General features: G+C 66.0%; 22 protein-coding genes. 12 read left to right on the plus strand and 10 right to left on the minus strand.

Annotated features, from left to right (window positions below; genetic code table 11):
• Complete coding sequence (gene aroA, locus CAPI_RS02335) at nucleotides 1-1284, minus strand: 3-phosphoshikimate 1-carboxyvinyltransferase (RefSeq protein ID WP_245531634.1); 1284 nt, start codon at nucleotides 1282-1284, stop codon at nucleotides 1-3.
• 21 nt (nucleotides 1285-1305) lie between these two features.
• On the opposite strand from aroA, the gene CAPI_RS02340 reads away from it, so the two are divergent.
• Nucleotides 1306-1971, plus strand: a complete 666-nt coding sequence (locus CAPI_RS02340; protein WP_018017674.1) for an SOS response-associated peptidase — start codon at nucleotides 1306-1308, stop codon at nucleotides 1969-1971.
• Here the strand turns inward: CAPI_RS02340 and CAPI_RS02345 are convergent.
• Complete coding sequence (locus CAPI_RS02345; protein ID WP_018017675.1) at nucleotides 1944-2411, minus strand: aminoacyl-tRNA deacylase; 468 nt, start codon at nucleotides 2409-2411, stop codon at nucleotides 1944-1946. The two genes, CAPI_RS02340 and CAPI_RS02345, sit on opposite strands and share 28 nt — an antisense overlap.
• 49 nt (nucleotides 2412-2460) lie before the next feature.
• Here CAPI_RS02345 and CAPI_RS02350 point away from each other — a divergent pair, with 49 nt between their 5' ends.
• Together CAPI_RS02350 and rsrA are read left to right on the plus strand one after the other, a co-directional pair.
• The gene (locus CAPI_RS02350) at nucleotides 2461-3048 is read left to right on the plus strand and encodes a sigma-70 family RNA polymerase sigma factor (RefSeq protein ID WP_018017676.1); all 588 of its coding nucleotides are present in this window, start codon (nucleotides 2461-2463) and stop codon (nucleotides 3046-3048) included.
• A 3-nt stretch (nucleotides 3049-3051) separates the two neighbouring features.
• Complete coding sequence (rsrA, locus tag CAPI_RS02355; RefSeq protein WP_018017677.1) at nucleotides 3052-3351, plus strand: mycothiol system anti-sigma-R factor; 300 nt, start codon at nucleotides 3052-3054, stop codon at nucleotides 3349-3351.
• A 69-nt stretch (nucleotides 3352-3420) separates the two neighbouring features.
• Here rsrA and CAPI_RS09650 read toward each other — a convergent pair whose 3' ends face one another.
• Together CAPI_RS09650 and CAPI_RS02360 are read right to left on the minus strand one after the other, a co-directional pair.
• Nucleotides 3421-3495 carry a 50S ribosomal protein bL37 gene (locus tag CAPI_RS09650; protein WP_425393254.1) on the minus strand — a complete coding sequence of 25 codons (75 nt, stop codon included), beginning with the start codon at nucleotides 3493-3495 and terminating at the stop codon, nucleotides 3421-3423.
• A gap of 153 nt (nucleotides 3496-3648) precedes the next feature.
• Nucleotides 3649-3912, minus strand: a complete 264-nt coding sequence (locus CAPI_RS02360) for a WhiB family transcriptional regulator (protein WP_018017678.1) — start codon at nucleotides 3910-3912, stop codon at nucleotides 3649-3651.
• Nucleotides 3913-4429: 517 nt separating this feature from the next.
• On the opposite strand from CAPI_RS02360, the gene CAPI_RS02365 reads away from it, so the two are divergent.
• Nucleotides 4430-4903, plus strand: coding sequence for a hypothetical protein (locus CAPI_RS02365; protein WP_083893927.1), 474 nt, complete (start codon nucleotides 4430-4432; stop codon nucleotides 4901-4903).
• On the opposite strand, the gene CAPI_RS02370 is transcribed toward CAPI_RS02365, so the two are convergent.
• Complete coding sequence (locus CAPI_RS02370; protein ID WP_018017680.1) at nucleotides 4904-6163, minus strand: Rv3212 family protein; 1260 nt, start codon at nucleotides 6161-6163, stop codon at nucleotides 4904-4906.
• Complete coding sequence (locus CAPI_RS02375; protein ID WP_018017681.1) at nucleotides 6163-7440, minus strand: DEAD/DEAH box helicase; 1278 nt, start codon at nucleotides 7438-7440, stop codon at nucleotides 6163-6165. The genes CAPI_RS02370 and CAPI_RS02375 overlap by 1 nt, the downstream gene beginning before the upstream one ends.
• Before the next feature lie 134 nt (nucleotides 7441-7574).
• Between CAPI_RS02375 and CAPI_RS02380 the strand changes: the two genes are divergently transcribed.
• From CAPI_RS02380 to CAPI_RS02410, 7 genes are read left to right on the plus strand one after another with little or no spacing between them, the layout of a single operon-like run.
• Nucleotides 7575-7799 carry a DUF3107 domain-containing protein gene (locus CAPI_RS02380; RefSeq protein WP_018017682.1) on the plus strand — a complete coding sequence of 75 codons (225 nt, stop codon included), beginning with the start codon at nucleotides 7575-7577 and terminating at the stop codon, nucleotides 7797-7799.
• Nucleotides 7800-7812: 13 nt separating this feature from the next.
• Nucleotides 7813-8718 carry a DUF3152 domain-containing protein gene (locus tag CAPI_RS02385; RefSeq protein WP_018017683.1) on the plus strand — a complete coding sequence of 302 codons (906 nt, stop codon included), beginning with the start codon at nucleotides 7813-7815 and terminating at the stop codon, nucleotides 8716-8718.
• Nucleotides 8719-8754: 36 nt separating this feature from the next.
• Complete coding sequence (locus tag CAPI_RS02390) at nucleotides 8755-9462, plus strand: hypothetical protein (RefSeq protein ID WP_018017684.1); 708 nt, start codon at nucleotides 8755-8757, stop codon at nucleotides 9460-9462.
• A gap of 18 nt (nucleotides 9463-9480) precedes the next feature.
• Nucleotides 9481-12477, plus strand: coding sequence for an ATP-dependent DNA helicase (locus tag CAPI_RS02395; protein ID WP_018017685.1), 2997 nt, complete (start codon nucleotides 9481-9483; stop codon nucleotides 12475-12477).
• A 13-nt stretch (nucleotides 12478-12490) separates the two neighbouring features.
• Nucleotides 12491-15772 (plus strand): ATP-dependent helicase, encoded by a 3282-nt coding sequence (locus CAPI_RS02400; protein WP_083893928.1) that lies wholly within the window; start codon nucleotides 12491-12493, stop codon nucleotides 15770-15772.
• A 30-nt stretch (nucleotides 15773-15802) separates the two neighbouring features.
• Nucleotides 15803-16915 (plus strand): potassium channel family protein, encoded by a 1113-nt coding sequence (locus CAPI_RS02405; protein WP_018017687.1) that lies wholly within the window; start codon nucleotides 15803-15805, stop codon nucleotides 16913-16915.
• A gap of 14 nt (nucleotides 16916-16929) precedes the next feature.
• The gene (locus CAPI_RS02410) at nucleotides 16930-18984 is read left to right on the plus strand and encodes an ATP-dependent DNA helicase UvrD2 (RefSeq protein ID WP_018017688.1); all 2055 of its coding nucleotides are present in this window, start codon (nucleotides 16930-16932) and stop codon (nucleotides 18982-18984) included.
• On the opposite strand, the gene CAPI_RS02415 is transcribed toward CAPI_RS02410, so the two are convergent.
• Together CAPI_RS02415 and CAPI_RS02420 are read right to left on the minus strand one after the other, a co-directional pair.
• The gene (locus tag CAPI_RS02415; protein WP_156806856.1) at nucleotides 18981-19733 is read right to left on the minus strand and encodes a hypothetical protein; all 753 of its coding nucleotides are present in this window, start codon (nucleotides 19731-19733) and stop codon (nucleotides 18981-18983) included. The genes CAPI_RS02410 and CAPI_RS02415 overlap by 4 nt on opposite strands.
• A gap of 117 nt (nucleotides 19734-19850) precedes the next feature.
• Nucleotides 19851-21194: a zinc-dependent metalloprotease gene (locus tag CAPI_RS02420; protein WP_018017690.1), complete on the minus strand. Its 1344-nt coding sequence runs from the start codon at nucleotides 21192-21194 to the stop codon at nucleotides 19851-19853.
• Nucleotides 21195-21281: 87 nt separating this feature from the next.
• On the opposite strand from CAPI_RS02420, the gene CAPI_RS02425 reads away from it, so the two are divergent.
• The gene (locus CAPI_RS02425; RefSeq protein ID WP_040356687.1) at nucleotides 21282-22358 is read left to right on the plus strand and encodes a YlbL family protein; all 1077 of its coding nucleotides are present in this window, start codon (nucleotides 21282-21284) and stop codon (nucleotides 22356-22358) included.
• Between the two features lie 6 nt (nucleotides 22359-22364).
• Here the strand turns inward: CAPI_RS02425 and CAPI_RS02430 are convergent, their stop codons facing one another.
• Together CAPI_RS02430 and CAPI_RS02435 are read right to left on the minus strand one after the other, a co-directional pair.
• Nucleotides 22365-22871, minus strand: a complete 507-nt coding sequence (locus CAPI_RS02430) for a hypothetical protein (RefSeq protein ID WP_018017692.1) — start codon at nucleotides 22869-22871, stop codon at nucleotides 22365-22367.
• A 10-nt stretch (nucleotides 22872-22881) separates the two neighbouring features.
• Complete coding sequence (locus CAPI_RS02435) at nucleotides 22882-23412, minus strand: PPA1309 family protein (RefSeq protein WP_026157147.1); 531 nt, start codon at nucleotides 23410-23412, stop codon at nucleotides 22882-22884.
• Between the last annotated feature and the right edge of the window lie 37 nt (nucleotides 23413-23449).

A 23449-nucleotide genomic window follows, 5' to 3' on the forward strand; every position in this document is an offset into this window, starting at 1 on the left:
CTACGCCCCCGTTCCGTCAGCGACCATGTCGGCCCACATCTCAGCGAAACCGGGAAGGGTCTTGGCTGTCGTGGCCACGTTTTCCACCTTTACGTCGCGCGTGGTCAGGCCGATGATCGCGCCGGCTGTGGCCATCCGGTGGTCGGCGTAGGTCCGCCACGTGCCCCCGTGCAACGGGGCGGGATGGATGCGCAGGCCGTCGCGGAGCTCCTCGCAGTTGCCGCCCAACCGGTTGATCTCCGCCGTCAGCGCCCCCAGCCTGTCGGTCTCGTGGCCGCGGAGGTGGGCGATGCCCGTCAGCTCGGAGGGCGTTGTCGCGTGGGTCGCAAGGGCCGCCACTGTCGGAGCGAGCTCGCCGATGTCACCCATGTCGATGCGGATACCGCGCAGCGTCCCGCGCTGTGCGCCGCGTACCTCGAGGTCGTGCGTGGAACCGCTGGCACGCAGAACGACCTCGCAGCCCATCCGGCCCAGGATGTCGCGGATGACGTCTCCGGGCTGGGTCGTCGCGACTGGCCAGTTGGGCACGCGGACGAACCCGCCGGTGACAGCGGCGGCGGCGAGGAACGGCGTTGCATTCGACAGGTCCGGCTCGATCGCCCACGCTCTCCCGCCGATCGGTTGCGGGTCGACGGACCACGTGTTGTCACCAGCGGTGACGCTCACCCCGGCGTGGGCGAGCATGGCCACCGTCATCTCGATGTGGGGCATGGACGGCAAAGTCGCCCCGGTGTGTCGCACCGTCAGGCCGCGCGCGAAGCGGGGAGCGGCGAGTAAGAGCCCGGAAACAAACTGGGAGGACCCCGAGGCGTCCAGCGCCACGAGCCCACCCTCGGCGTGGCCCGCACCGCGCACGGTAAAGGGAAGGCGATCTCCGGACACGTCGACGCCCACCGCGCGCAGAGCATCGAGGATGGTGCTCATGGGTCGGGTGCGGGCCTGCGCGTCGCCGTCGAAAAGCACGGGGCCCTCCGCGAAGGCCGCGACAGGCGGCACGAAACGCATGACGGTCCCCGCCAGCCCGCAGTTGATCTCGGCGGAGTGGAGAGCTGCGGGGCGGATGTGGATGGTGCCGTCGGCACCGTCGCTGAACTGAGTGCCCATCGATTCCAGGGCGGCGCGCATCAGGTCCGTGTCGCGCGAACGCAAGGCGCCGCTGACTGTGGAGGGGCCGTTGCCAAGAGCCGCGAGGATGTACGCGCGGTTCGTCATCGACTTCGACCCAGGCACGACCTGGGTGTGCGTGATGGGTGCGGAGGCAAATGGCGCCGACCAGTCAGTCATGGAATCAATCATAATGGACCTATGTGCGGGCGATTCGTGTTGTTTACCTCGGGCCAGGACCTTATCGACGAGATCGGTCGACTGCCCGGCGCGTCCCCGCTCGCGACCCCCGACGGCACCCCGCCGGCCCGCTACAACATCGCACCCACCCAGCAGGTGCCGCTGATCCGCTTCGCCGACGCCGCCCCCGGTGCGCAGCTCGATGCCGCCCGGTGGGGGCTCCTGCCGACATGGAAGAAGGACGATTCCGGCCCGCCCCTGTTTAACGCTCGGAGTGAGACGGTAGCGGACAAGCCGTCGTTTCGGTCGGCGTTCGCGTCCCGGCGGGGCCTCATGGTCCTCGATGGCTACTACGAATGGAAGCGGGAGGGCGCGGCCAAGCAGCCGTACTACGTCGCGCTGAGCGAGGGGTTGTTGTACGCGGCGGCCTTGTGGGATACCGGGCTCGATTGCTTGTCGACGACCATGCTCACCACAGCCGCGCCCGAGACAACGGAATGGCTACACCACCGGCTGCCGCTGTTCCTCGCCCCCGACGAGGTCGAGCAGTGGGTTCACGGCAGCCCTGAGGACGCGCTCGCGCTCGTGGCCCCTTCGCGCGTGGCCCCCGACCTCGTGGCCCGGCCCGCCGCACCCGAGGTGGGCAACGTACGCAACGACTACCCGGAGCTGATGTCGGCGAACTGAGCCCCGGTGAGGGCAGCGAGGTCGCCCGGTGCGAGTTGTACGGAGAGGCCGCGTTGGCCCGCAGAGACCGTGACGGTGTCGAGGTCGGCGATTGAGGCGTCGAGAAGCGTGCGCAGCTGGGTCGCGGTGCCCAGCGGCGAGATCCCTCCCACGACGTACCCGGTGGCGCGTTGCGCGCGCGCCGGGTCCGACATTTCCGCCCGCTTCCATCCGAGGGCCTGCGCCGCGTGCTTCAGACTCAGTCGTGTTGCCACGGGCACGCAACACAGGGCGAGTTCGGTGCCGGGCCCGGCGACGACGAGCGTCTTTAGTACTTCATGGGGGCTGATCTGCAGCTCGTGGGTGGAATGCTCCCCGAAGTGGTCCTGACTGGGGGTGTAGGTGAGGACCTCGTGCGGTGTGTCCGCGAGGGCCTCCAGTGCCCGGGTTCTGCGTGCCATGGTGCCTATCTTTCCAAACCCGTCCCCGGCCGTGGCCTAGAATGGTGACATGGCCGACACAGACCTGCGCGAGCGCTTCACTGAGGAGGCGATGCCGCTGCTCGACCAGCTCTACGGCGGCGCTTTGCGGATGACACGCAACCCTCAGGACGCGGAAGACCTTGTGCAGGAGACGTACCTCAAGGCCTTCAACGCTTTCGGCAGTTACAAGCAGGGCACGAACCTCAAGGCGTGGCTGTACCGGATCATGACAAACACCTACATCAACACGTACCGCAAGAAGCAGCGGCGCCCGGTAGAGACCTCCGCGGAAGGTGTTACGGATTATCAGCTGTATACGTCGAGCTCCCACGATTCGACGGGCCTGGAATCCGCCGAGGTTGAGGCGTTGAAAAACCTTCCCAACTCGCGTATTTCCGATGCGCTCAACGCGCTCAACGAGGACTACCGGATGGTTGTCTACTACGCCGATGTCGAAGGGTTGGCGTACAAGGAAATCGCGGAAGTGATGGACATTCCGCTTGGCACGGTCATGTCCAGGCTGCACCGGGGAAGAAAACAGCTCCGCGAGATGTTGAAGGACGTGGCAAACGAGCAAGGCATCGGCGTCGACCGGGCGGATAGCAAGGAGAGCTAAGCGATGGGCACTGGAGAGACCCCCGGCGGCATGCCGGGCTGCCCTGACTGTCACGACGCGCAAGAGCTGATGTGTGAGCTGTTGGATTCTCACACGAGCCCCGAGCGCGCGGCTGAGATCCGCGCAGTCATCGCGGCGTGTCCTGCGTGTTTCGAGCGGTTTCGATCCGAGCAAGAGGTGCGCGGGATCGTGCGCAGGTGCTGCGGCGAAGCGCAGGCCCCCGAGCCTCTGCGGCAACGCATTATTGCGTCGATCACGACGGTCACGCGCGTGACACTCACCGAGTTGCGCTACGGCCAGTAGGAAGCGCAAAGCCCCCCTCCGCCCGGCGACGATGTCCCGCGGGCTGCGAGGGGGGCCTAAGTCAGGCTCTTAAGCGTTGGGCCGCTTTCCGTGGTTGGAGCCCTTCTTGCGACGGTCCTTGCGCTTGCGTCCACGCTTGCTCATGGTGTTCTCCTTGTTTTAAGGCTTTATAGTTTTCTGCCACCCACCCCGGCAGGAGGCCGGTGGAGTGGAGATGATCTCGCCGGGCGCCGTGACAGCAGCTCGGACACTCACAGACACTGTAATGGCCCGCGCCGGGGCCGAAGAAATCGGGCTCTACGCGGAGAGGCGGGCGCGGTGACGTGCGCGCTGCTTCGTGCGGCGCTTCAGCGCGCGGCGTTCCTCTTCAGACAAGCCACCCCAGACGCCGGCATCCTGACCGGTTTCAAGCGCCCACTTCAGGCACTGGGAGGTAACAGGGCAGCGATTGCACACGAGCTTGGCCTGGGCAATCTGGGAAAGAGCGGGGCCGGAGTTACCGACCGGAAAGAACAGTTCGGGGTCTTCGTCGCGGCAAACAGCTTCGTGGCGCCAATCCATGGTCACTTCTCCTTCATCGGTTCAGTCGTTCGTTGCGCTGGCGCACCAAGAGAACACCCCGGAACGAGGTGAAGAACAACGCAAAGTGTGTTGCACAGGCGATGGGCGGTGATCCGTGGAGGATCCGGCTTCCGTTTCCTGCTGTTAACCCTGTGGTGGCCGCGGGTTAAGGTCCGTGTTACCAGACCGTCTTTTTTGCTACCCGAGAATGATGGCACGTATGCCGCGACGGCGCTAGGGGTTGACCATCAAAAGTGATGTATCTCATACTCCACGAGCGCATTTAATCCTGGCCATGGTGCCGTCTTTCGTGGTTTTTCAGCCTGCACGGCTCTGTGACCTGTGTAAATGTGTGGTCGCTGTGAGGAGGTCCGAACGGCGATCGGTCAAATCGCCTGCGCGTCCCTAGGAAGATGTCAGCTCGCCCTGACCTGAGCTCCAGTCACTGAACGACGTTAACCCGCGCGTCAACAGGATAAACAATCCCTCGTGACAGGCGGGACATAAACTAATCGGCGTGACTACCCGACACGACCCCTCCGCGTCCCCAGACCACACGTCGCCTGCGCCCGCGTCGCCGCCTGGCCTCCTCAAAGTCGGCGCCTGGGTGACCCTCGCCCAATGCGCGGCCGTGTTCATCTACGCGATAGCGCTCATCGTGGCGGATGTTCGGGGGGTTTCGGACGCCAGCCTCGAGTCGGAATCTTCCGCGACGGGGTTCGTCGGTGCGGGGACCGCAGCGTTCCTCATCATCGTGTTCGGGTTTATCGCCTTTGTCTCCGCCCGCACTGCGGCTGGCCGGCCCACCGGGCGCGGGGCCGTAGTGCTGATCGAGGCGATCCTCCTCGGCGTTGCGTTTTACATGTTTAGCGGGGGAGCAATCGCCCTAGGCGTGGTCACCTTGATCTCTGCCGCAGCCGTCCTGTTTACCATCTTCCACCCCGCGTCCGTCCGCTACGCGGCAGCGACCTACGGCCGCAGGGGCGAGTGACTACTGGGCAGAGAGCGGGGCAAGGACAACGACGTCTTCGCCTCGCTTTTCGACGACCACCGCGCCCAGCCCGCGCGCGCTAACTGGGCCCTTGTATCCGCCACGGTCGACCGGAATAAGACGCGTCGCCGCAGCTCCGACGTTGACCTCGTCTGCCACCGACAGGCCCCCGTCGACCGGCACGACAAGCTGGCCCTCTGCGGAGAACCCGGTGCCGCGCACCCCGTCCATGACCGACTCCACGCCCAGGGTGGTGGGGTTGAAAAGTATGAGGTGGCCATTGGCTTCGTACGTCATGTGGTGGGGCAGATCGGCGACGTTCAGGGCGACGGTCGCCGCAGGGCGGGGGCCGAGGTCGGGCACTGGGGACGTCGCCAAGGAAGCTCCGTCCTCACCGAAGGAGAGCACCATGCCGGAGTCGGGGTCGTAGACGGCCGCCGCCTCTTGGCCCACAGCGACGAGGTACGCGGAAGGGGACAGGTCGACGCTGGCCTCGATCTCGGGCTTGCGGGAATCATCCGGTGTAGTGGACTGGAGGCGCAGATGGGCGCCGTCGTCGCAGGTCTCGGTCACGGCGAGGAGGTCCGTGCGGGTCAGGGCGGAGGTGATCGCACACTGATTGGGCTGCATCCCCGCCTCCTGCGGGGCTTCAACGGCACCGTATTCCACCGTCCGGACGAGATCGGAGCGCCACACCTCCACTCGAGAGGGGCTCGAATATCCCACTCGGTCGTTAGAGGCTAACGCTGCGACGTCATCGGGCGCGACGGCGGAACGGGTTCCGGCATACGCCCCGGTGGAGGCATTAATGGCCACCACGTCCCCGCAGCCGGCGTTGTTCCGGTACACCGCGATCACTTTGCCCCAGGCCTGTCCCAGGGAACATAACTCGACGTCTCGGGTGTAGGTCCACGCGGTGTCTCCCTCCGGCGTTGTGGCGGTGAGGGTCTTACCTGCGTAAGTGATAATCCTGCCGCCGGCGATGACCGGGGCGAGGGAGGGGGAGGTATCGGGCAGGCGGAAGGACTCGGCCAACGCGGCGGGCGCCGCGGCGGTCGCGCTCGCGGCGGGCTCGTCGACACCCGGCCCCGCAGCCAGGTGCGCGCTGCGAATGGGCGCGCTGGCGATGGCGGATGCGACAGCAACGGCGGAGATGGCAGCGAGAACAAAGGCCGCGATGATGTCCCCACGCGTGCGGCGCAGGGGAGAAGTCGCAGTGCGGGGTGCTCGGGAAGGCGCGAGGGAGCTCGTTCGGGGCATTACCGCTTCCGGGCCTTCCGGGCGGGCGAACCGAGCACCGCGCGGGCCGGGCCGACAGAACCCGACGCGCCGGTGGGGATCGAAAGGGCATCGTAGAGCTCCGGCGAGGTGGAAAACCACTCCGGGGGTTCAGCCATCCCCAGGCCCAGCTCGTCGTTGATGGCCGCCCACTTCCTGGTTTCGTCGAACCCGACCAGGGTGACGGCGGTACCCGTCCGTCCCGCGCGCCCGGTGCGCCCGATGCGGTGGACGTAGGTCATGGGGTCGTCCGGCGTCTGGAAATTGATAACGTGCGTGACGTCGTCGACGTCGATCCCGCGGGCGGCTACGTCGGTCGCTACGAGGATGTCGACCGCGCCGCGTCGAAAAGCGTCTAGCGAACGCTCTCGCGCTTCTTGGCTCATGTCGCCGTGCACCGAGCCGATTGAAAATCCGCGCTGACCCAGGTCTTGTGCGACGTCGGCGGCGGTCCGTTTGGTGCGGGCGAAGATGATAGTGCGCCCGCGGCCCGTCGCTTGGAGGACGCGGGCGGTGACCTCAAGCTTGTCCATTCTGTGGGAGCGGAACACGACTTGGTTCGTCGTGGCGTGGGTTGCCGCTGCGTCCCCCGACTCGGCGCGGATGTTGACCGGGCGCCGCATGAGGGTGCGCGCCAAGGTGAGAATCGGCCCGGGCATCGTCGCTGAAAACAGCATGGACTGGAGGGGAGCGGGCGAAGAGGGGAGAGCAGACCAGAGCTTTTGAATGTCCGGCAGGAACCCCATGTCCAGCATCTCGTCGGCCTCGTCGAGAACGAGGATGGCAACGGCACTTAATGTGAGATCCCCGCGCTCGTAAAGGTCAATGAGGCGGCCTGGGGTGCCGACGACAACGTCGACGCCCTCGCCCAGCGCCGCCACCTGGTCCTCATAGGGGCGCCCGCCGTAAATCGTTGTCACCCGGATCGGCGTGTGCCGTGCTGCCATCGTCAGGTCGTCACCCACCTGAACCGCCAGCTCGCGGGTGGGGACAATAACTAGCGCCCGGGGCGTTCCGTCGAGTTCGGCGATGTCGGCGTCATCGAAGACCCGGTCCAGCAGGGGCACTCCGAAGCCAAACGTTTTGCCCATCCCGGTGCGAGCCTGGCCGATCAGGTCCCTCCCGCTGAGCGCCAGTGGGATAGCCAGCTCTTGGATCGCGAAAGTCCGGGTAATTCCGGCCTGGGCAAGCGCGTCCACGATTTCCGCGGCGACACCAAGCTCGGCGAACGTGGGGGCGGAGTCGACAGAATGGGGCACGCGCCCATCTTAACCACCGGTCGTTACAATGGGCCTAGCGCTGCTCGGTGGCAGTGGTAACCGTCGTCGGTGCCCTGTTCAACTACAGCTTAAACTGCAGGTTCAATGAAAAAGTTCAGCTAAGGACAGTGTTTATGGACGTCAAGATCGGCCTTGCCGAAAGCCCGCGCGAGCTCGTTATCTCTAGTGGCGAGAAGCAGGAAGACATCGTCGCTGAGGTGTCGGCGGCCATCGAGGCCGGGCGACCGACTGTCACTCTGGTGGATGACAAGGGCCGGAAGTTCGTCATCCGTACTGAGCGGATCTCCTACGTCGAGGTGGGTAACTCCACCGCTCGGGCCGTCGGCTTCGTCGGCTAGGCCAGATTCCCCCATGACGTCGTCGCCCCCGCAGGATCACCACGGCCACGGTTCGGAACCGTTCCTCGTCCGTTTTGCCCGCGACTACGGTTGGCGCGCCTACGCCATTCCCGTTCTCGCGGTGGTCACGCTGTTCGTCATCGTGGACATGGTGAGGAACCCAGGAGAGCAAGCCGTCCAGGTCGGTGCTGCGGAAGTTACGCAAGCAAAGACGTCGGGAAGCGGAGAAAGCGAACCCGCTGTTCTCCCCGAGGGCAACCCGAGCCTGCTCGAGCTGCCCCCGGGAGGGGCCTACACAGAGCAAGGCGAGGGGAGCTACCGCGAGGTAGGCCGGCCGGGCGCGGTGGCTGGCACGGGGTCGGAGACCGTGATCCGGTACGTCGTTGAGGTGGAAAACGGTATCAACGCGTCGGCGTACGGCGGGGATGATGCCCTTGCCGCGCTGGTAGACGCGACCTTTGCGGATCCGCGCGGGTGGATCCATGACCCGCGTTTCCGCTTTGAACGTGTGACGGGCAACGACAACCCGAATCTGCACATCCAACTGACGTCGGTGGGGACGACACGCGAACTCTGCGGGGGCGAGTTGGGCCTCGAAGTCAGCTGTCGCACGACGATCACGGGGGAGAGCACGGTGGTGGTCAACGAGTCTCGGTGGGTGCGGGGTGCCGCGCCCTACGAGGGGGATCTAGGAAGATACCGCCAGTACGTGATCAACCACGAGGTCGGTCACGCGATCGGGTTCGCTGATCACGTGGCCTGCCCCACGGACGGCGCGCTCGCGCCAATCATGATGCAGCAAACCCTGAGCCTGAACAACGCCCAGCTGCACGCCTTGGACCCCGCCGAGGTGTACCCGGACACCCCCGAGACCTGTACGGCGAACCCGTGGCCATACCCGCGTCCCGCAGTGCTGTGAGCAACGCCCGAGGAAATCTGCGAGAGGAGAGCCGCAATGACCGTTCCCGAGCACGTGTTGTCCGCCTTTCAGCTGGGCGGCCTCGTGCCCACGCCGGCTGGCCCTCAATGGGATAACGGGGCGCGTTTCGGGCGCATCGTTGTCTCGCCAGCCGGCCCCACGTCGGCGTGGGCGGCAAAGGTTCGTGAGGGCCTGTCCATGACGGGTCTCCGCGTCGCCCGTCCTGTTCGGGCAACGGACGGGCGGTTCGTCGTCGGCGGGTTCAGGGCGAGCGAGTTCGCCGAGGGCAAGCCCGCCTCACGCGTAGATGAGGCCATCGCCGCAGCCCTAGTTTTCGACGCTGCGATGGCCGGCGCCCCCGCGCTCGGGGTCGAGCGCACTGACGCCTGGGCAGAGGCGGAGCGCACCGCCTGGAGGGGTGCGCAGGTGCCGGGTCCGACCCAGGTCGCTCATGCGGATTTCCTCTTTACCTGCATCTTCTCAGGATCTCTGCCACCCACCCTGACGGAAATCGTTCCCACCGCCGAGGAACGTCCAGTGGGGTACACCGCGGCGCTCGCGCTCGTCGACGGCCTGCTCACCCGCAGCGTCGACGACCGCGTCATCGCGCGCTGGGCGCACGTCCCCAACATCCAAGAGCTCTCGCTGCGGGCATTGGACTACCGCCAAGCCTTGGTGGAGAGAGTCGCTTCGAACATAGGTTCGGAGTTGTCGCGGGTCCGCCGGCTGCTGGTGTCTGACTAACCTGACAGAATAAGGCGCATGGTTCAGACCAGCCCGACCCCCCGCGCCTTCCTCGTCGCCCGGCAGCGCGATCTCAGCCCCCGCTCGTGGGACCGCGACTTCCCCACGCAAGGAGTGTGGAAGGTCACCGGTGACGCTGGCTCCGGAGTCACCAGCTTTCTTATCGACGCTACGGTTGACGCCATCGAATCCGGCGCGCCGGCGGACGGCGTCCTAGTCATTTCCACGTCGAAGGAATCTGGCGCACGGGTTCGCGCCGAGCTTTCGGATAGGCTGGCGCAGTCCGGGTTCGCGTCCAGTGAACCCCTGGTCCGCTCTATCCACTCGTTAGCGTTTGCCCTGCTCCGCGCGCAGGAGGACGCCGGTATCAGGCTCATTTCGGGAGCGGAACAAGACGCTGCCATTCGCCAACTGCTGCAGGGGCACGCCGCCGACGGGCGCGGAATGTGGCCCGAGGAGCTGCGCCCCGCCCTCTCAATGGTTGGTTTCTCGCGCCAGCTGAGGGACTTTCTCCTCCGCGCGGTGGAACGGCGGCTGGGCCCAGCCGATCTGCTGAGGCTTGGCGAGGAGTGCAACCGTTCCATGTGGGCGGCGGCGGGGGATTTCTTGCGCGAGTACCAGCAGGTGATGGCACTGTCAGGCGCGCGGATGGTGTCCGCCTCTGAGCTCGTGGCCCAAGCCGCAGAGCTGGAATTCCCGCACCGCTGGCACACCGTCGTTGTCGACGACGCGCAGCACCTTGACCCCGCGTCGGGTGAGCTGGTGCGCCGGTTGGTCGCCCAGGCCCACCTCGCGCTGGTAGGGGGCAATATCGACCAATCTGTGTTCCACTTCCGCGGTGCCTCGCCTGATTTCTTCCGCACCCTCGGTGGCCTCGACCACGAGACGATCGACCTCGGGCCGACTCGGAGGGAGCCGAGGCGCCGCGTGGCCAAGGTGCCAAGTCAAGCCGCGCAAGATGCCCTTCTGGCGGACGTGTTGCGACGTGCCCACTTTGAAGAGGGCGTGAGCTATCGGGAGATGGCCGTTATCGTGCGCTCGGCGGGTTTGATCGAACCGACGCGCCGAGCCCTTCTGCAGGCTGGGGTCCCGGTGGCACTCGCCCCCACGGATGTCATCCTCAGCGAGGAACGCATCGTCGTCTCTCTCATGCTGGCGCTGCGCGCGCTCGGTGATGAGCTCGCCCCCACCCAGTGGCGTGACCTTCTCCTCGGGCCGGTGGGGGGAACGGATCCCGTGACGCTGCGTCGGCTGTTGCGTGGCTTGCGCCGCTGGAACCCCGGTGTCAGTTCAGAAGAATCGTTGCAGGGGCTACTCGCGCCTCACGCGGAGCTTCCCGATTTCGGTCCCCTTCTCACGGAACGGGAGCTGGACCTCCTCATGCATGTCCGGGGCATTCTCGAAGCTGGCCGCGCGTCAGCGGAATCCGGCGGTAGCGTCGAGGAGATCTTGTGGGCGGTGTGGAACGCGACCGGGTTGTCCAACCGGTTGCTTGCTGCAGCGCTGCGCGGCGGGGCGACGGGCTCCCAAGCGGACCGCGATTTGGACTCGGTGATGGCGTTGTTCGACGCTGCGGGCGACTTCACCGAGCGGAGGGCCCGCGCCGGCGTTGACTCTTTCGTCGCCTACATCGAAGAGCAAGTGCTGCCCACGGGGGTTCGCGACCGGCGGGCGGCGGTTCCCGACGCCGTCGTCCTCCTCACCGCGCACGGTGCCGCCGGCCGGGAGTTCCGGCGCGTTATCGTGGCCGGGGTACAGGAACTCGTTTGGCCCTCGCTGGGCGAAACCGGCACGATGTTCGGCCAAGAAGACCTGATGGATCTCATCGACCGCGGGGTGGACCCTGCCGTTCCCATTTCCCGCAAACGCGAACGGTTAGAGGAGGAAGAGAGGCTTTTTCGCTTGGCGACGGGCCGCGCGACAGAAGACCTCCTCGTCACCGCCGTCAATGACCCCGATGCGGAGGAAGCCGTCCTTCCCTCTCAGTTCGTCGAGGGTTTCTCAGCTGCTCCCTTCGATTGGGCGGGTTCTGACGGCAGCTCGGTTTTGACGCGCGACCATTTCATCGCGCAGCTGCGCAGAGTGGTGAACTCCACCGACGTGGACCCCTCGTCACGGCGTCAAGCCGCGCGGCAGTTGGCTCGCCTCGCGGACGCCGGCGTGCCCGGGGCAGACCCAACGCAGTGGTGGACGATGACGGAACCGTCCACGGCTGCCGCGCTTCCCGTTAGAACTCAGATTTCGCCCTCCCGGATTGAAAGCCTGCTCCAGTGCCCGTTGCGCTCGGTCCTCGAGCGCATGGTGGGGTTCGATGCGGTTCTGCCGACAATCTGGGGTTCAATGGCTCACGCGTACTTTGAGGCGGTGGGCCGCGGTGTGGACGAGGCGGTGGCGCGCAGGAAGACGGTAGCCGCCAGAACGGAGGCTGACACCGCCCCGCGATGGAAAGCCGAGCACGACATCGCGGAATTCGAGGCCATGCTCGAACGAGCTAGCGCGTGGCTCGCGTCGCGCCGGGAAACCTTCGAACAGGTGGCTGTCGAGGCCGAGGTCGACGTCGAGGTCGCGTCTGGGGTGTCCATTCGGGGGCGCGTCGACAGGATCGAGCGGGAAGAAAGCGGCGCGCTTCACATAATCGACTTCAAAACTGGCTCCACCGTGCTGACCGACGCGGAAGCTGCGAATAACCCGCAGTTGAAGGCGTATCAGTTGGCGCTGGCGCGGGGGGTGATTCGAGGTGAGCGCGTGGTCACGGCCGACACGTTTGACGAGATTGAGCCTGTCGGCGGAGCGCAGCTCGTTTACCCTAAACGCGACACCTCCACCATGTGCTACCGCCAGCAGGCCCCCCAGACCGAAGAACAGCTCGAGGAGTTCACCGCAGCGATCCTCCCGCTGCCCCAGCTATCCTCCGGGCCTCTCCTCACCGCCCGCACCGGAACGCACTGCGAGCGCTGCGCCGTCCGTGCCCTCTGTCCCGTCCAGCCCGAAGGCCAGGTCATCTTCCATGCCTAAGTCGAACCAACCCATGCCGCCCGTGGTTCTGTCCCGCTACTTAGGGCAAGAGTTCCCGCCAACCCCTCAGCAGGCCGCTGTGATCGGGGCTGAACCGGGGCCGCTCCTCGTCGTCGCGGGTGCCGGAGCCGGAAAGACCGAGACGATGGCCGCGCGAGTCGTGTGGCTCGTTGCAAACGGCTACGTGAGGCCGGAAGAAATACTAGGGCTGACATTTACTCGAAAAGCGGCCCAGGAGCTTGGCCGGCGGATCAATGACCGGCTCGCGCAGCTGGCTGAAAACCGGGAGTTGATTGCCCGGCTTGACCCAAGCGGGGGGCTCGCGGATGCCCTGAGCGTCATCGCGCCCACGGTGTCTACTTACGATGCGTTCGCGGGCGACCTCATCAGGGAGTATGGCTTGCTCATTCCCGTCGAGCCCGATGCGCGTCTCATCACCGCTGCGGAGCTGCACGCAATCGCCCACGACGTTGTAGTGAACTATCGAGGGACGATCATCCCGGACGATGGTTCGAATACCGCGGTATCCACGGTCGTCGAAGACCTGTTGGCTCTTGTTACTTCGATTGGCAACGAGCTTTTTGAGCCAGACGCAATCCGCGAGCACGCGGGGATTTTCACCGCCACGGTCAGCGAGCTGCCGCGGGAAGGAAAGGTGAAAACCGCTGAGACCGAGACCGCGAAGTGGAGCCACAGACAGCTGCTGCGGGTCAATCTACTTCCGCTGGCGGAGGAGCTCGCTCGGAAACTGCGGGAGCTGGGGGTGGTGACGTTCAACGAACAAATGTCGGCCGCCGCGAAGCTCGCCCGCGATCACGCCGCCGTCGGGGTGGCCCAACGACGGAGGTTCCGAGTTGTCATGCTCGACGAGTACCAGGACACCTCCCACGCTCAGCGGGTCCTCTTGCGCAGCCTGTTCGGGGAGGGGCGGGACAGCGAGGACGCTCACGCCGTCCCCCTGACGGTCACCGCCGTGGGAGACCCGATGCAGGCCATCTACGGCTGGCGCGGAGCGACGGTGGCCAACCTGGCCAACTTCCAAGAGGACTTCCCGGCCACAGGGGGCCAACCCGCCCCAAAACTACAGCTCACTACGTCGTGGCGTAACCCGGCTGAGGTGCTGGGACTAGCCAACGGGGTCGCCGACGCGGTCCTTGGCACGGGTGAAGAGCGGGCGGTCGCGCCGCTGGAGGCGCGGCCTGGGGCGGGGCCGGGCGATGTGGCGCTCGCGTTCTTCGAGCGCGAAGAGGACGAGGTCGCCTTCGTTGCCGAAAACCTCGCGGAGCAGTACCGGCATACCTGCGAGAGTGGGGAGAAGTTCACCGCGGCGGTTTTGGTGCGAAAGAACGCGTCATCGGCCGAGGTGGCAGAGGCGCTGGACGAGCGGGGGGTACCGTACGAGATCGTGGGGTTGTCCGGACTCCTTGATGTCCCCGAGGTCGCTGACACCGTGGCAATCGCCACCATGCTGGTGCGGCCGTGGGACTCGGCTGCCGCACTGCGCGTGCTCGCCGGACCGGCTGTGGGCCTGGGCCTAGCTGACCTCCAAGCACTCGCTGACAGGGCGACAAACCTCCAGGGCAGCGGGCGCGCGCCTGAGCCGCCCGCCGAGGACGCGAAATCAGACCCGAGCGCGAGGTTTGAGGAGCAGCTTGCCGCACTCGTTGAGGAGGCTGCAGACATTGTGGCGGCGGGTGACCCGTCGGAAGGGTTGGCTGATGCCGTCGCGGACCTCGGGGAGGCGGAGCGCTACTCGGAGGAGGGGCTGCGTCGGCTTCACCTGCTGGCCTCGCGCCTGCGGTGGCTTCGCACCCACAGTCTGGGTAAACGGCTGCCGTACATCTTCGCCGACATCGTCGAGGTTTTCGGTATTCGTACGGAGGTCTTGGCCAGGGGGTCGTCGACAGGCACTGTGCACCTTGATCGTCTGCTCGAGGAAGTCGCCGCGTACCCGGGGACCAGCATGGGATCCTTGCTTGATTATTTCGACCTGGCGCGCGAGCAGGAGGATGGTCTCGCGCCGGGGAACGTGGCGGTGCGGGCAGACCGCGTGCAGGTCCTCACCGCGCATAAGGCGAAAGGCCTCGAGTGGGATACGGTCGCGGTCGTCCATGCCGATAAAAAAACGTATAGCGCGAAAGCCGACACGTTCCTCAGCTACACCAAGTACCTCCCCGAGGAAGTCCCAGAATTCGACGAGGCCGGCGATATCAAGGACTTTTTCAACGCCGGTAACGCCTACAAGAAGCGGCGCCGGGAGATTTACGAGGAAGAGGCAGCTCGCCTCTTCTACGTCGCTGTCACCCGCGCGAAGCGGAAGCTGTTGGTCACGGGGTCTGCCCGACGCCCAGGGGTGAAAAAGGCGACTGGCCCCTACGTGCACTTCGAGGCGATGCGAGAACGCGCCCCTCAGTGGGTTGTCCGGTGGGATGATGTCGATGAGAAGCAGGCAAGGGAGGGGGACTCACCGAACAGTGCGACGTCGCGCGTGCGCGAAGGCGTATGGCCGCACCTTCATGTGTCGGAAGAACAGCGCAGTGCGGCGGAGCTTGTTGCCGCCGCACGCGGGAACACGCCGACGCTAGAGGAGGGCACGCGCTTCCAGCAGTGGGAAATGGATGCGACCGCGCTGATTGATGAGTTCATGGCGGAGATGAGCGCCGAAGTTCCGGTCGTCTTCCCCGGCGAACTCACGGCGTCGGACGTGGTCGCGCTCAAGGCTGACCCGGAGCAGTTTGCACGCCGCGCCCGCCGGCCCGTGCCCTTTAAGCCGAATTCCTACGCGAAGAGGGGAACGGCTTTCCACGAATGGGTGGAGCAGTTTTACGGAGCTCGCCCGCTGCTGACCGAGGACGAGCTGCCCGGGGCCGATGAAGCGGACGTGGACCGGGAGACATTGGAGCAGCTGAAGAGCAACTTCGAGGCGAGCCGCTGGGCGGGGCGCGTCCCGGCGTTCGTGGAGCAGCCCTTTGAGATCGCCCTGGGTGAATCCGTCGTGCGGGGCAGAATGGATGCGGTATTTGATGACGGCGATGGTTGGACGGTCGTGGACTGGAAGACGGGGACCCGCCCGGATGCTGCGGCGATGGAGGCAGCGAAGCTTCAGCTCGCGGTCTATCGGGAGGCGTGGCGGCGTATCGCCGGGGATGGCCGGGACGTGCGGGCGGTCTTCTTCTACGTCAGGACCGCGCAGGAATACGCCCCCACTGACTTGCCGGACCGGGCGCGCCTCGAACGCTTGCTTCGGGAATCCTCGCAAGACGGGTTACAGTTCCCTGAAGGGTCAGGAAAGTGACGGCATGGGAGGAATGGCACCGTGAAACGTATGGGGCGGGGCTCGTCCGCTGGCCCCCTGTGGGGCAATAGGTTTCAGGCGAATGCCGACCTCACCGAGACCCCCATGCACACGCTGATCAACATCGTCCGCATCCCCACGGCCGAGAGGGCAACCCCGTGGGCGCTGATCACGCGCCGGTTCCTCTACGCCACGCTGCTCGTTGTTGCCGTCTCCGTGGCCGTCTACTTCGACCGGGACGGCTACACCGAGGATCTCACGTTCATCGACGCGGTCTATTACGCCGCCGTGTCGCTGTCTACCACGGGCTACGGTGACATCACCCCGGTGACCCAGGGAGCGCGTCTGACCAACATCCTTTTCATCACGCCGCTGCGCATCGCCTTCCTGATGCTGCTCGTCGGCACCACCTTGTCCGTGCTCACCGAAGATTCCCGTAAGACGCTTCAGATCCAACAGTGGAGGAGAACCGTGCGCAACCACACCGTCATCATCGGTTACGGCACCAAGGGGCGGTCAGCGGTTGACGCGTTGCTTGCCGACGGCGCATCGCCCTCCACCATCGTCGTCATCGACACGGACCCGGCGGTCCTGGCGCGCGCGGAGAAGCGCGGGTTGGTCACCGTGCAGGGCAACGCGACCAAGTCGGATGTGCTCACCATCGCTGGTATCAACCGCGCCCGCTCGGTCGTGGTGGCTCCCTCGTCCGATGACACCGCAGTGCTGGTCACGTTGTCGGTGCGTGAGCTTGCACCCGGTGCGATGATCGTGGCTAGCGTGCGCGAAAGCGAAAACCAGCACCTTCTCATGCAGTCGGGGGCGGACTCCGTGGTCGTGTCTTCCGAGACCGCGGGGCGTTTGCTGGGGCTGGCCACGGTCACTCCTCCCGTGGTGGCGATGATGGAGGACCTGCTCAGCCCAGACGAGGGTTTCACTGTGGCTGAGCGTCCGATCGGGGACGACGAGGTGGGGGCGAACCCGCGCCATCTGGCCGATGTCGTGCTGGGGGTTGTGCGCTCTGGCGAGCTCTACCGCATCGACTCGCCTGAGGCGGAGACCGTCGAGCCCGGCGACAGGCTTCTCTACGTCAAGCACTCCCGGGATTCTTCGAGCTCGTCCGACTCAGCGCGGCTGGGCGAGTAGCAGGAGGCAACAAAGTGCCAATTGATTTGTCACTTCTCGACGATGACCAACGCATCGCCGCCACCGCCCCGCGGGGGCCAGTGTGCATCCTAGCGGGAGCCGGGACCGGAAAGACCCGAACCATCACATACCGAATCGCCCACCTCATCGATCAGGGGGCGGTATCCCCGAACAAGGTCCTGGCGGTGACGTTTACGCAGCGTGCCGCCGGCGAGATGCGCGACAGGTTGCGAGCCATGGGCGCGGTGGGGGTGCAAGCGTGCACGTTCCACGCCGCCGCCATGCGCCAGCTGCGTTACTTCTGGCCCCAAGTTGCCGGTGACCTTCCCTGGCGTCTGCTGGATAACAAGTTTCCCCTCGTCGCACGCGCCGCGCGGGCGGCCGGGTTGAGCACGGGCAAGGACATGGTGCGGGACCTGCTGGGGGAGATCGAATGGGCGAAGTCCTCGGTCATTGGTGCGGACGAGTACCCGCAGCGCGTGGCTGAGCAGCGGCGAACCCCTCCCGCGGATGCGGATAAAGTCGCGGCGGCGTATCGCCTGTACGAGGAGTCGAAGTCTAGCCCCGACGGAATGCTCCTTGACTTTGACGACCTCCTGCTTCACATCGCCGGCGCCCTCGAAAACGCCCCTGCGGTTGCCGAGGAATTCCGCGCCCAGTATCACAGCTTCGTCGTCGACGAATACCAGGACGTGACCCCGCTGCAGCAGCGGGTCCTTGAGGGGTGGCTGGGTCAGCGCGACGACCTCACCGTGGTGGGGGATGCGAACCAGACGATTTACTCCTTCACCGGTGCGACTCCGGATTACTTGCTGAACTTCTCGCGGACGTACGAGCACGCGACCGTCGTCAAGCTGCAGCGCGATTACCGCTCGACCCCGCAAATTACGGAACTCGCCAACACCGTGATCGGCAAAGCCGTAGGCCGCGCCGCCGGCACGCGCCTGCACCTCGAAGGCATGAGACCGGCGGGCCCGGCGCCGACGTATCACTCCTACGACGATGAGCCAACCGAGGCGCGTGAGGTCGCCGCCGCGATTCGGGGCCTGATCGCCGACGGGGTCCCAGCCCGCGAGATCGCAGTGCTGTACCGCATTAACGCCCAGTCCGCAGCTTTGGAAAGTGCTCTCGCGGACGCGGGCATCGTCTACCAGGTGCGCGGCGGGGAAGGGTTTTTCCACCGCCCCGAAATCAAAGAGGCGATCGCGGCGCTTGTTCGGGCGGCGCGGCGCGATGACCTGCCGGAGGACCCCGTCGCGGTGGCTCGCGCGGCGTTCGCCCCGCTCGGCTTGACCCGGAACGTGCCGGAGGGCGCCCAGGCGCGCGAACGCTGGCAAACATTGAGCGCCCTGGTAGACCTCATTAGCGACATCGTCGCCGGAAAAGAGGCAGCCTCGCTTGTCGACGTCTTGCGATCCCTCCGCCAACGCGCCGAGGCGAAGCAAGCGCCCGCGGTCGACGGGGTGACGCTGGCCAGCTTGCACGCGGCGAAGGGTTTGGAGTGGGACGCGGTGTTCCTCGTCGGACTCGTGGAGAACACGCTGCCCATCTCGTACGCGGTGAAGGCGGGGACGGAGGAGATAGAGGAAGAGCGCCGCCTGTTTTACGTCGGGGTCACGCGTGCGCGTGAACACCTGCACCTTTCGTGGGCGTTGGCGCGGCAGGAAGGCGGCCGCAAGAGCCGCTCCAGGTCGCGCTTCCTCGACGGTATTGCCCCCGACCTCGAGGTCGAGTCGTCGCCGCAGCGACTCAAGAGGGCGCGGACATGCAGGGTGTGCGGAACCCCACTTGAAACCCCGGCAGACAAGGCGCTGGCCCGGCACCAGTCGTGCGAACCGGATTACAACGAAGATGCCTACCTCGCCCTTAAAGCGTGGCGCCTCGAGACAGCGAGGGAGGCGCAACGACCCGCGTTTATGGTGTTTTCGGACGCCTCGTTGATGGCCATCACAGAGGCCATGCCCGCTACGCCCGCCGAGCTTCTCGACGTCCCCGGAGTGGGCCCGATGAAAGTTGAGGCCTTCGGGCCCGGTGTGCTGGAGACCCTCGCGCCGTTCCGCTCGGGCTAGTAGCACACGGGGCAGCTGGGGTGGGGGCTGAGCACCTCGTGGGTTTCGGGGACCGGGCTGTATGGGTCGACGATGACCCGCGTTCCGCGGGCCACGTCGGGGGCCGAGACCCCGGGAGGATCCGGCACGGCGCAGAGGCGGCGGAGGATCCTTCCCGCAGCGGCGGCTCCTGCGAGCACAACGACCGGGTCGGGCTCAGTCGGGGCGTGGCCGATAACTCGATCCCAGCTGCTGTCCCGGTCTCGGTGGTAGAGGTGGCAGCAGCGTGGGCACGGGCCGCTGCGACCGATGCCGACAGGGCCGATGAACACTCGCGAGTCCACGGTGGAGATGGGGACGACGGGACCGGTGCGGTGCCTGCTTCGGGCGGCGATAAGCGGGGCTGCGGCGAGCTCGTCGACTATCGCAAGCACGGCGGTGGGGTCAGCCGAGGCAAGGAAGTGTGGGAGGGGCTCCCCGAGCAGGGGCCGGCGGACGCGGAGGCGGGCGTGGGTGAGGGCGGGTGTAAGGGCGTCGGCAAGAGGGCCGCTGCCGAGCAGGATGAGGGTGCGCGGGGGAGCGGACACGACGATGCGGTAGGACAAGAGGTCGGCGACGAGGCTGCGCGCCGCCTCGAGGCTGATCCCGGCGTCGCGATCCGCGCGCTGAGCGAAGACCTCCAAGGTTGTGGGGTTGTGCAGCGTCTCCAACGCTGGGAGGAGGCTGCTGGCCAGGGGCGTTTCGATAATCCCGCTGCGTGTGGCGTCCATACCGAACTGGAGTACCCCCGGCCCGCGCACGAAGACCTGCGCGCCCGGCGCGAACCGGATTACCGTTTGGCTTGTCAGACGCACCCCTATCCCCCCAAACCCCCGGCCCCCGCGAGGTTAGCTGTCGTCCTCGTCTTCGTTGCGCAGCTCCTCTTCCAGCTTCACAAACTCTTCGTCGAGGTCGGCCTCTACGGTGTCGTCGAGAAGAGTGTCGATGAAGGCCGCCGGATGGTCGAGGTCAGCGGCCTCGGGCAAAAAGTCGGGGTGGTCCCACACTTTGTCGCGCCGTTCTTGGCCAACGGCCACACCGACGCGGCGCCACAGCTCGGCCGCCTCCCGGACCTTAGGTGCGGACAGCTCGATTCCGACGATGCTGGAAAAGGCCTGCTCGGCGGACCCGCCGGTGGCGCGTCGGCGCGTCCAGGCCTCCGCGAGCCGGGCGGAGGAAGGGATTCTGTCGGCCAGAGCGTCCTCCACGACGACATCGACCCACCCTTCAAGGAGCGCCAGAAGGGTTTCCAGGCGCGCGGTAGCTGACGCGTTGCGGGAGGTGACGCGGGGAGAGAGGTCTTCGCCCTGCAGCTCGCCAAGTTTGCGCTGAATCTCTTGCGGATCACCGGATTCGAGGTCGAGGGAGCGGGCGATCTCCTCCAGACGGGAGGTATCAAGCTCGAGACCGGCCGCATACTCCTCGACGGAAGAAATGAGCCGCTCGACCAACCACGGCACGTGTGTGAGAAGGCGCTGGCGCGCGGCCTCGCGCGCGCTGAGGTAGACGAGCACTTCCTGACCCGGGACGTTTAATTCCTTGGCCATCTTGGTGGCGTTGGCGGGAAGAAGCGCGGCCGTCCCCTGCGGGGCGACGGGCAAGCCGAAGTCCGTGCCGGTCAGCGCCTGCTGGGCTAGGTCAGCCAAGGCGTGGCCTAGCTTCATACCGAAATTCATCGCGTTCATCTGGCCGAACATGCCTGCCATCGGCCCGAGCATCTCCCGCGCCTCTTCGGGCATGGACTCGAGTTGGGCTCTGTTCATGTGTTCCGCGACGGGGTTCACAAGGCGCTTCCACGCCGGCATCGTGCTGTTCAGCCACGTCTCGGCGTTCCAGGCCTGCGGCGCAGAACCGGAGGCGGGGAGAGTTGTCGCGCCGTCGATCCACAGCTCGGCGAGCCGGAGGGAATCCGACACAGCGGTTTGGTCGCTGTCGCTCACCGCGGCCGGCGAACCGATGCGCTGCCGAGCCATGCGAAGAGACATGTCGAAGTTAACCGCGTCCCCCTCCGAACGCTGGTTCATGGATGATCCCATGCCGGAGAGCATCTGCCCGAATTGGTTCAGTAGATCCCCGAGGTTTCCACCCTGGGCGCCGAAACCAAAGGCACCACCCTGACCCCCCTGTCCCTCGCGGTCATCCCCGTCGTCGCCACCGTCCCGGGGGAAAGAGAAACCGAATCCGTTATTCATGGTAACCACCCTACAGAGCGCGCGCGAGCCGGGGCAGGTGGTAGCGCACGCTTAGAGCGAACGTGCTGGGGTCTAAGATGGCAAGCCGTGAATCCCGCGCCTCAGGACCAACCCCGGCGTCGCTTGTCCACGGCGACGTGGGGAGTTGCTCCCTTCGTCCTTCTCGCGTTAGCGCTCTCCCTCGATCACGTCCCGTTCACGGACATTTCGCTGGCGGTGCCCTACGCCGCAGAAGGGCCCGGACCCACCTTCGACACCCTCGGCGAGGTCGACGGCTCCCCGGTCGTCGCGATTGAGGGCGCCGACACTGATGACACAACAGGCGAGCTCACTATGACCACGGTGTCGGTGCGTACCAACATGACGTTGGTGCAGGCGTTGGGGCGGTGGGTTTTCACGGACGACACCCTCGTGCCGATCGAGCAGATTTTCCCCACCGACGTGTCCGAGGACGACGTCGAGGAGCAAAACCGCGCCGAATTCGCGGCGTCGGAAGCCTCGGCCACTGTGGCGGCGATGAACTACCTCGGCCGTCCGACGCAGGTTGTGGTGGCCGGAACAGTCCACGGCTCTCCCGCCGACGGATCGATTCGGGACAACGACCTGATCTCCGCGGTGAACGGCACCCAGGTGTCCCGCCCGAGCCAGGTACAAGACGCGGTGCGGGCCTTGGCCCCCGGCGATGAGGTGACGATTCGAGTCGCGCGCGGTGGCGCGGAGCAGGACATTCGCCTCACCCTCGGAACCGCGGAGTCCGATCCGTCGGTGCCGCAGCTCGGGGTGTACATGACGTCGGAGCCAGCCGATGGCGTGACGGTGTCGTACAACCTCAACGACGTGGGCGGTCCGAGCGCGGGCATGATGTTCTCCCTCGCCGTGATCGACAAGCTCTCACCGGGGGAGCTCAACGGTGGCGCGTTCGTTGCGGGGACGGGTACGATCGAAGAAGATGGCAGCGTCGGGGAAATCGGCGGCATCAGCCACAAGATCGAGGCGGCCCGTGAGGCGGGCGCCCAGCTCTTCCTAGCGCCCCAAGGAAACTGTGCAGAGGTCGCGCGCTCGAAGGCCGGCGACATGGTCGTCGCCTCGGTCGCGACTCTCGACGATGCCGTCGGCGCCATGGCCGACTTCAACGCCGGACGCGAGGTCACGACCTGTCGCTAGCGCGCGCTAGCTCGGCCGGGCGGCTAGGCCTAGCTCGTAGATCACCTCTCGGGGGTCGTCCTGATCCATCGAAACGAGCTGCTGCAGCACCTGCCCGCGGTCGTTATCCACGACCGTGACAATCGCTGAGGTTCCCAGCGTCGACCAGCCCACAACGCGCGCCCCGGTGTCCTCAACGACCCGCGAGCTGCGCAGCTCCGTCAGTAGCTGGGTTGTCGACGCCGCCTTCGCATCCGAGTCGAAGAATTGAAACTGCCCCACGTCACTGCCAGAACAGTCGTACGACCCTGACCTGTCCGTCACGCTGCACTGTTCCAGCTGAGAAAACAACGAGGCCGGAGCCAATGTGGAAAAGCGTTGGGAGACTTCGTCGACAAGCTGTGTTCTCGAAGGGCTTTCGCTTGTTGGCGTATCCGTCTGCGCCGGCTGCTCACTGTCCTTCGAGCAGGCCGCGAGGGGCAGTGCGGCGGCGAGCAGGACGGTGGCGAGGCGGGGGAGGGGAAAGCGGTCCATTGCGGGTTCCTTAGAGCTCGTCCGGGTCTTGCTCCAGCCCGAAACGGAGGGCTTCAGTGACGTGGGGGGCGACGTTCGGGCCGCCGCGCAGCTCGATATTGTCCTCGGCAAAAGGGCCGTTGCTTTCCAGTTCGGCTTCCGTTGGGCGCAGCTGGAGCAGGGTGAGGTCGATACCGTCGGAGCGCAGCACGCCCGAGAATAGGCGCGCATGCCGGGCGACGTCGCCTTCGGGGGCCGATGCGTCGCGGAAAGAGATCTCCTGGGCGAGGATGACCCCCGCGACGTCACTAGGCCAGGCGAGGCGGGTGATGTATTCGTCTAACTCCGCCGACCCAGGCAGGATGCCGGCGGGTAACGTGTCTTGCACCACGAGGGTGAGGGGAGAGTTAGCCTGGTCCGGGTCGAGCTGGTCGGCTAGAAGTTCGGTGGGAACGAGCGCGAAGAGGGTCGGACCCGCGTCCCAGCCCTCGGCGTGGATGAAATCGACGGCTTCCAGCATTGCCTTGTTAAGGGCTTGCTGGGATAGGACTGGGCTGGACATGGGAACCCTTCCGGTCGCTGCTCCGTTGGACATCTAA

Source organism: Corynebacterium capitovis DSM 44611, assembly GCF_030440535.1.
Classification (GTDB): Bacteria; Actinomycetota; Actinomycetes; order Mycobacteriales; family Mycobacteriaceae; genus Corynebacterium; species Corynebacterium capitovis.

Bases quoted from the DNA above. Each gene is read 5' to 3' on its own strand.
- CAPI_RS02360 (WP_018017678.1), bottom strand. From the start codon at position 3,912: ATGGATTGGCGCCACGAAGCTGTTTGCCGCGACGAAGACCCCGAACTG.
- CAPI_RS02370 (WP_018017680.1), bottom strand. From the start codon at position 6,163: ATGCCCCGAACGAGCTCCCTCGCGCCTTCCCGAGCACCCCGCACTGCG.
- aroA (WP_245531634.1), bottom strand. From the start codon at position 1,284: ATGACTGACTGGTCGGCGCCATTTGCCTCCGCACCCATCACGCACACC.
- CAPI_RS02390 (WP_018017684.1), top strand. From the start codon at position 8,755: ATGACCGTTCCCGAGCACGTGTTGTCCGCCTTTCAGCTGGGCGGCCTC.
- CAPI_RS02395 (WP_018017685.1), top strand. From the start codon at position 9,481: ATGGTTCAGACCAGCCCGACCCCCCGCGCCTTCCTCGTCGCCCGGCAG.
- CAPI_RS02380 (WP_018017682.1), top strand. From the start codon at position 7,575: ATGGACGTCAAGATCGGCCTTGCCGAAAGCCCGCGCGAGCTCGTTATC.
- CAPI_RS02385 (WP_018017683.1), top strand. From the start codon at position 7,813: ATGACGTCGTCGCCCCCGCAGGATCACCACGGCCACGGTTCGGAACCG.
- CAPI_RS02350 (WP_018017676.1), top strand. From the start codon at position 2,461: ATGGCCGACACAGACCTGCGCGAGCGCTTCACTGAGGAGGCGATGCCG.
- CAPI_RS02420 (WP_018017690.1), bottom strand. From the start codon at position 21,194: ATGAATAACGGATTCGGTTTCTCTTTCCCCCGGGACGGTGGCGACGAC.
- CAPI_RS02435 (WP_026157147.1), bottom strand. From the start codon at position 23,412: ATGTCCAGCCCAGTCCTATCCCAGCAAGCCCTTAACAAGGCAATGCTG.
- CAPI_RS02430 (WP_018017692.1), bottom strand. From the start codon at position 22,871: ATGGACCGCTTTCCCCTCCCCCGCCTCGCCACCGTCCTGCTCGCCGCC.
- rsrA (WP_018017677.1), top strand. From the start codon at position 3,052: ATGGGCACTGGAGAGACCCCCGGCGGCATGCCGGGCTGCCCTGACTGT.
- CAPI_RS02400 (WP_083893928.1), top strand. From the start codon at position 12,491: ATGCCGCCCGTGGTTCTGTCCCGCTACTTAGGGCAAGAGTTCCCGCCA.
- CAPI_RS02405 (WP_018017687.1), top strand. From the start codon at position 15,803: ATGGGGCGGGGCTCGTCCGCTGGCCCCCTGTGGGGCAATAGGTTTCAG.
- CAPI_RS02340 (WP_018017674.1), top strand. From the start codon at position 1,306: ATGTGCGGGCGATTCGTGTTGTTTACCTCGGGCCAGGACCTTATCGAC.
- CAPI_RS02415 (WP_156806856.1), bottom strand. From the start codon at position 19,733: ATGGACGCCACACGCAGCGGGATTATCGAAACGCCCCTGGCCAGCAGC.
- CAPI_RS02345 (WP_018017675.1), bottom strand. From the start codon at position 2,411: ATGGCACGCAGAACCCGGGCACTGGAGGCCCTCGCGGACACACCGCAC.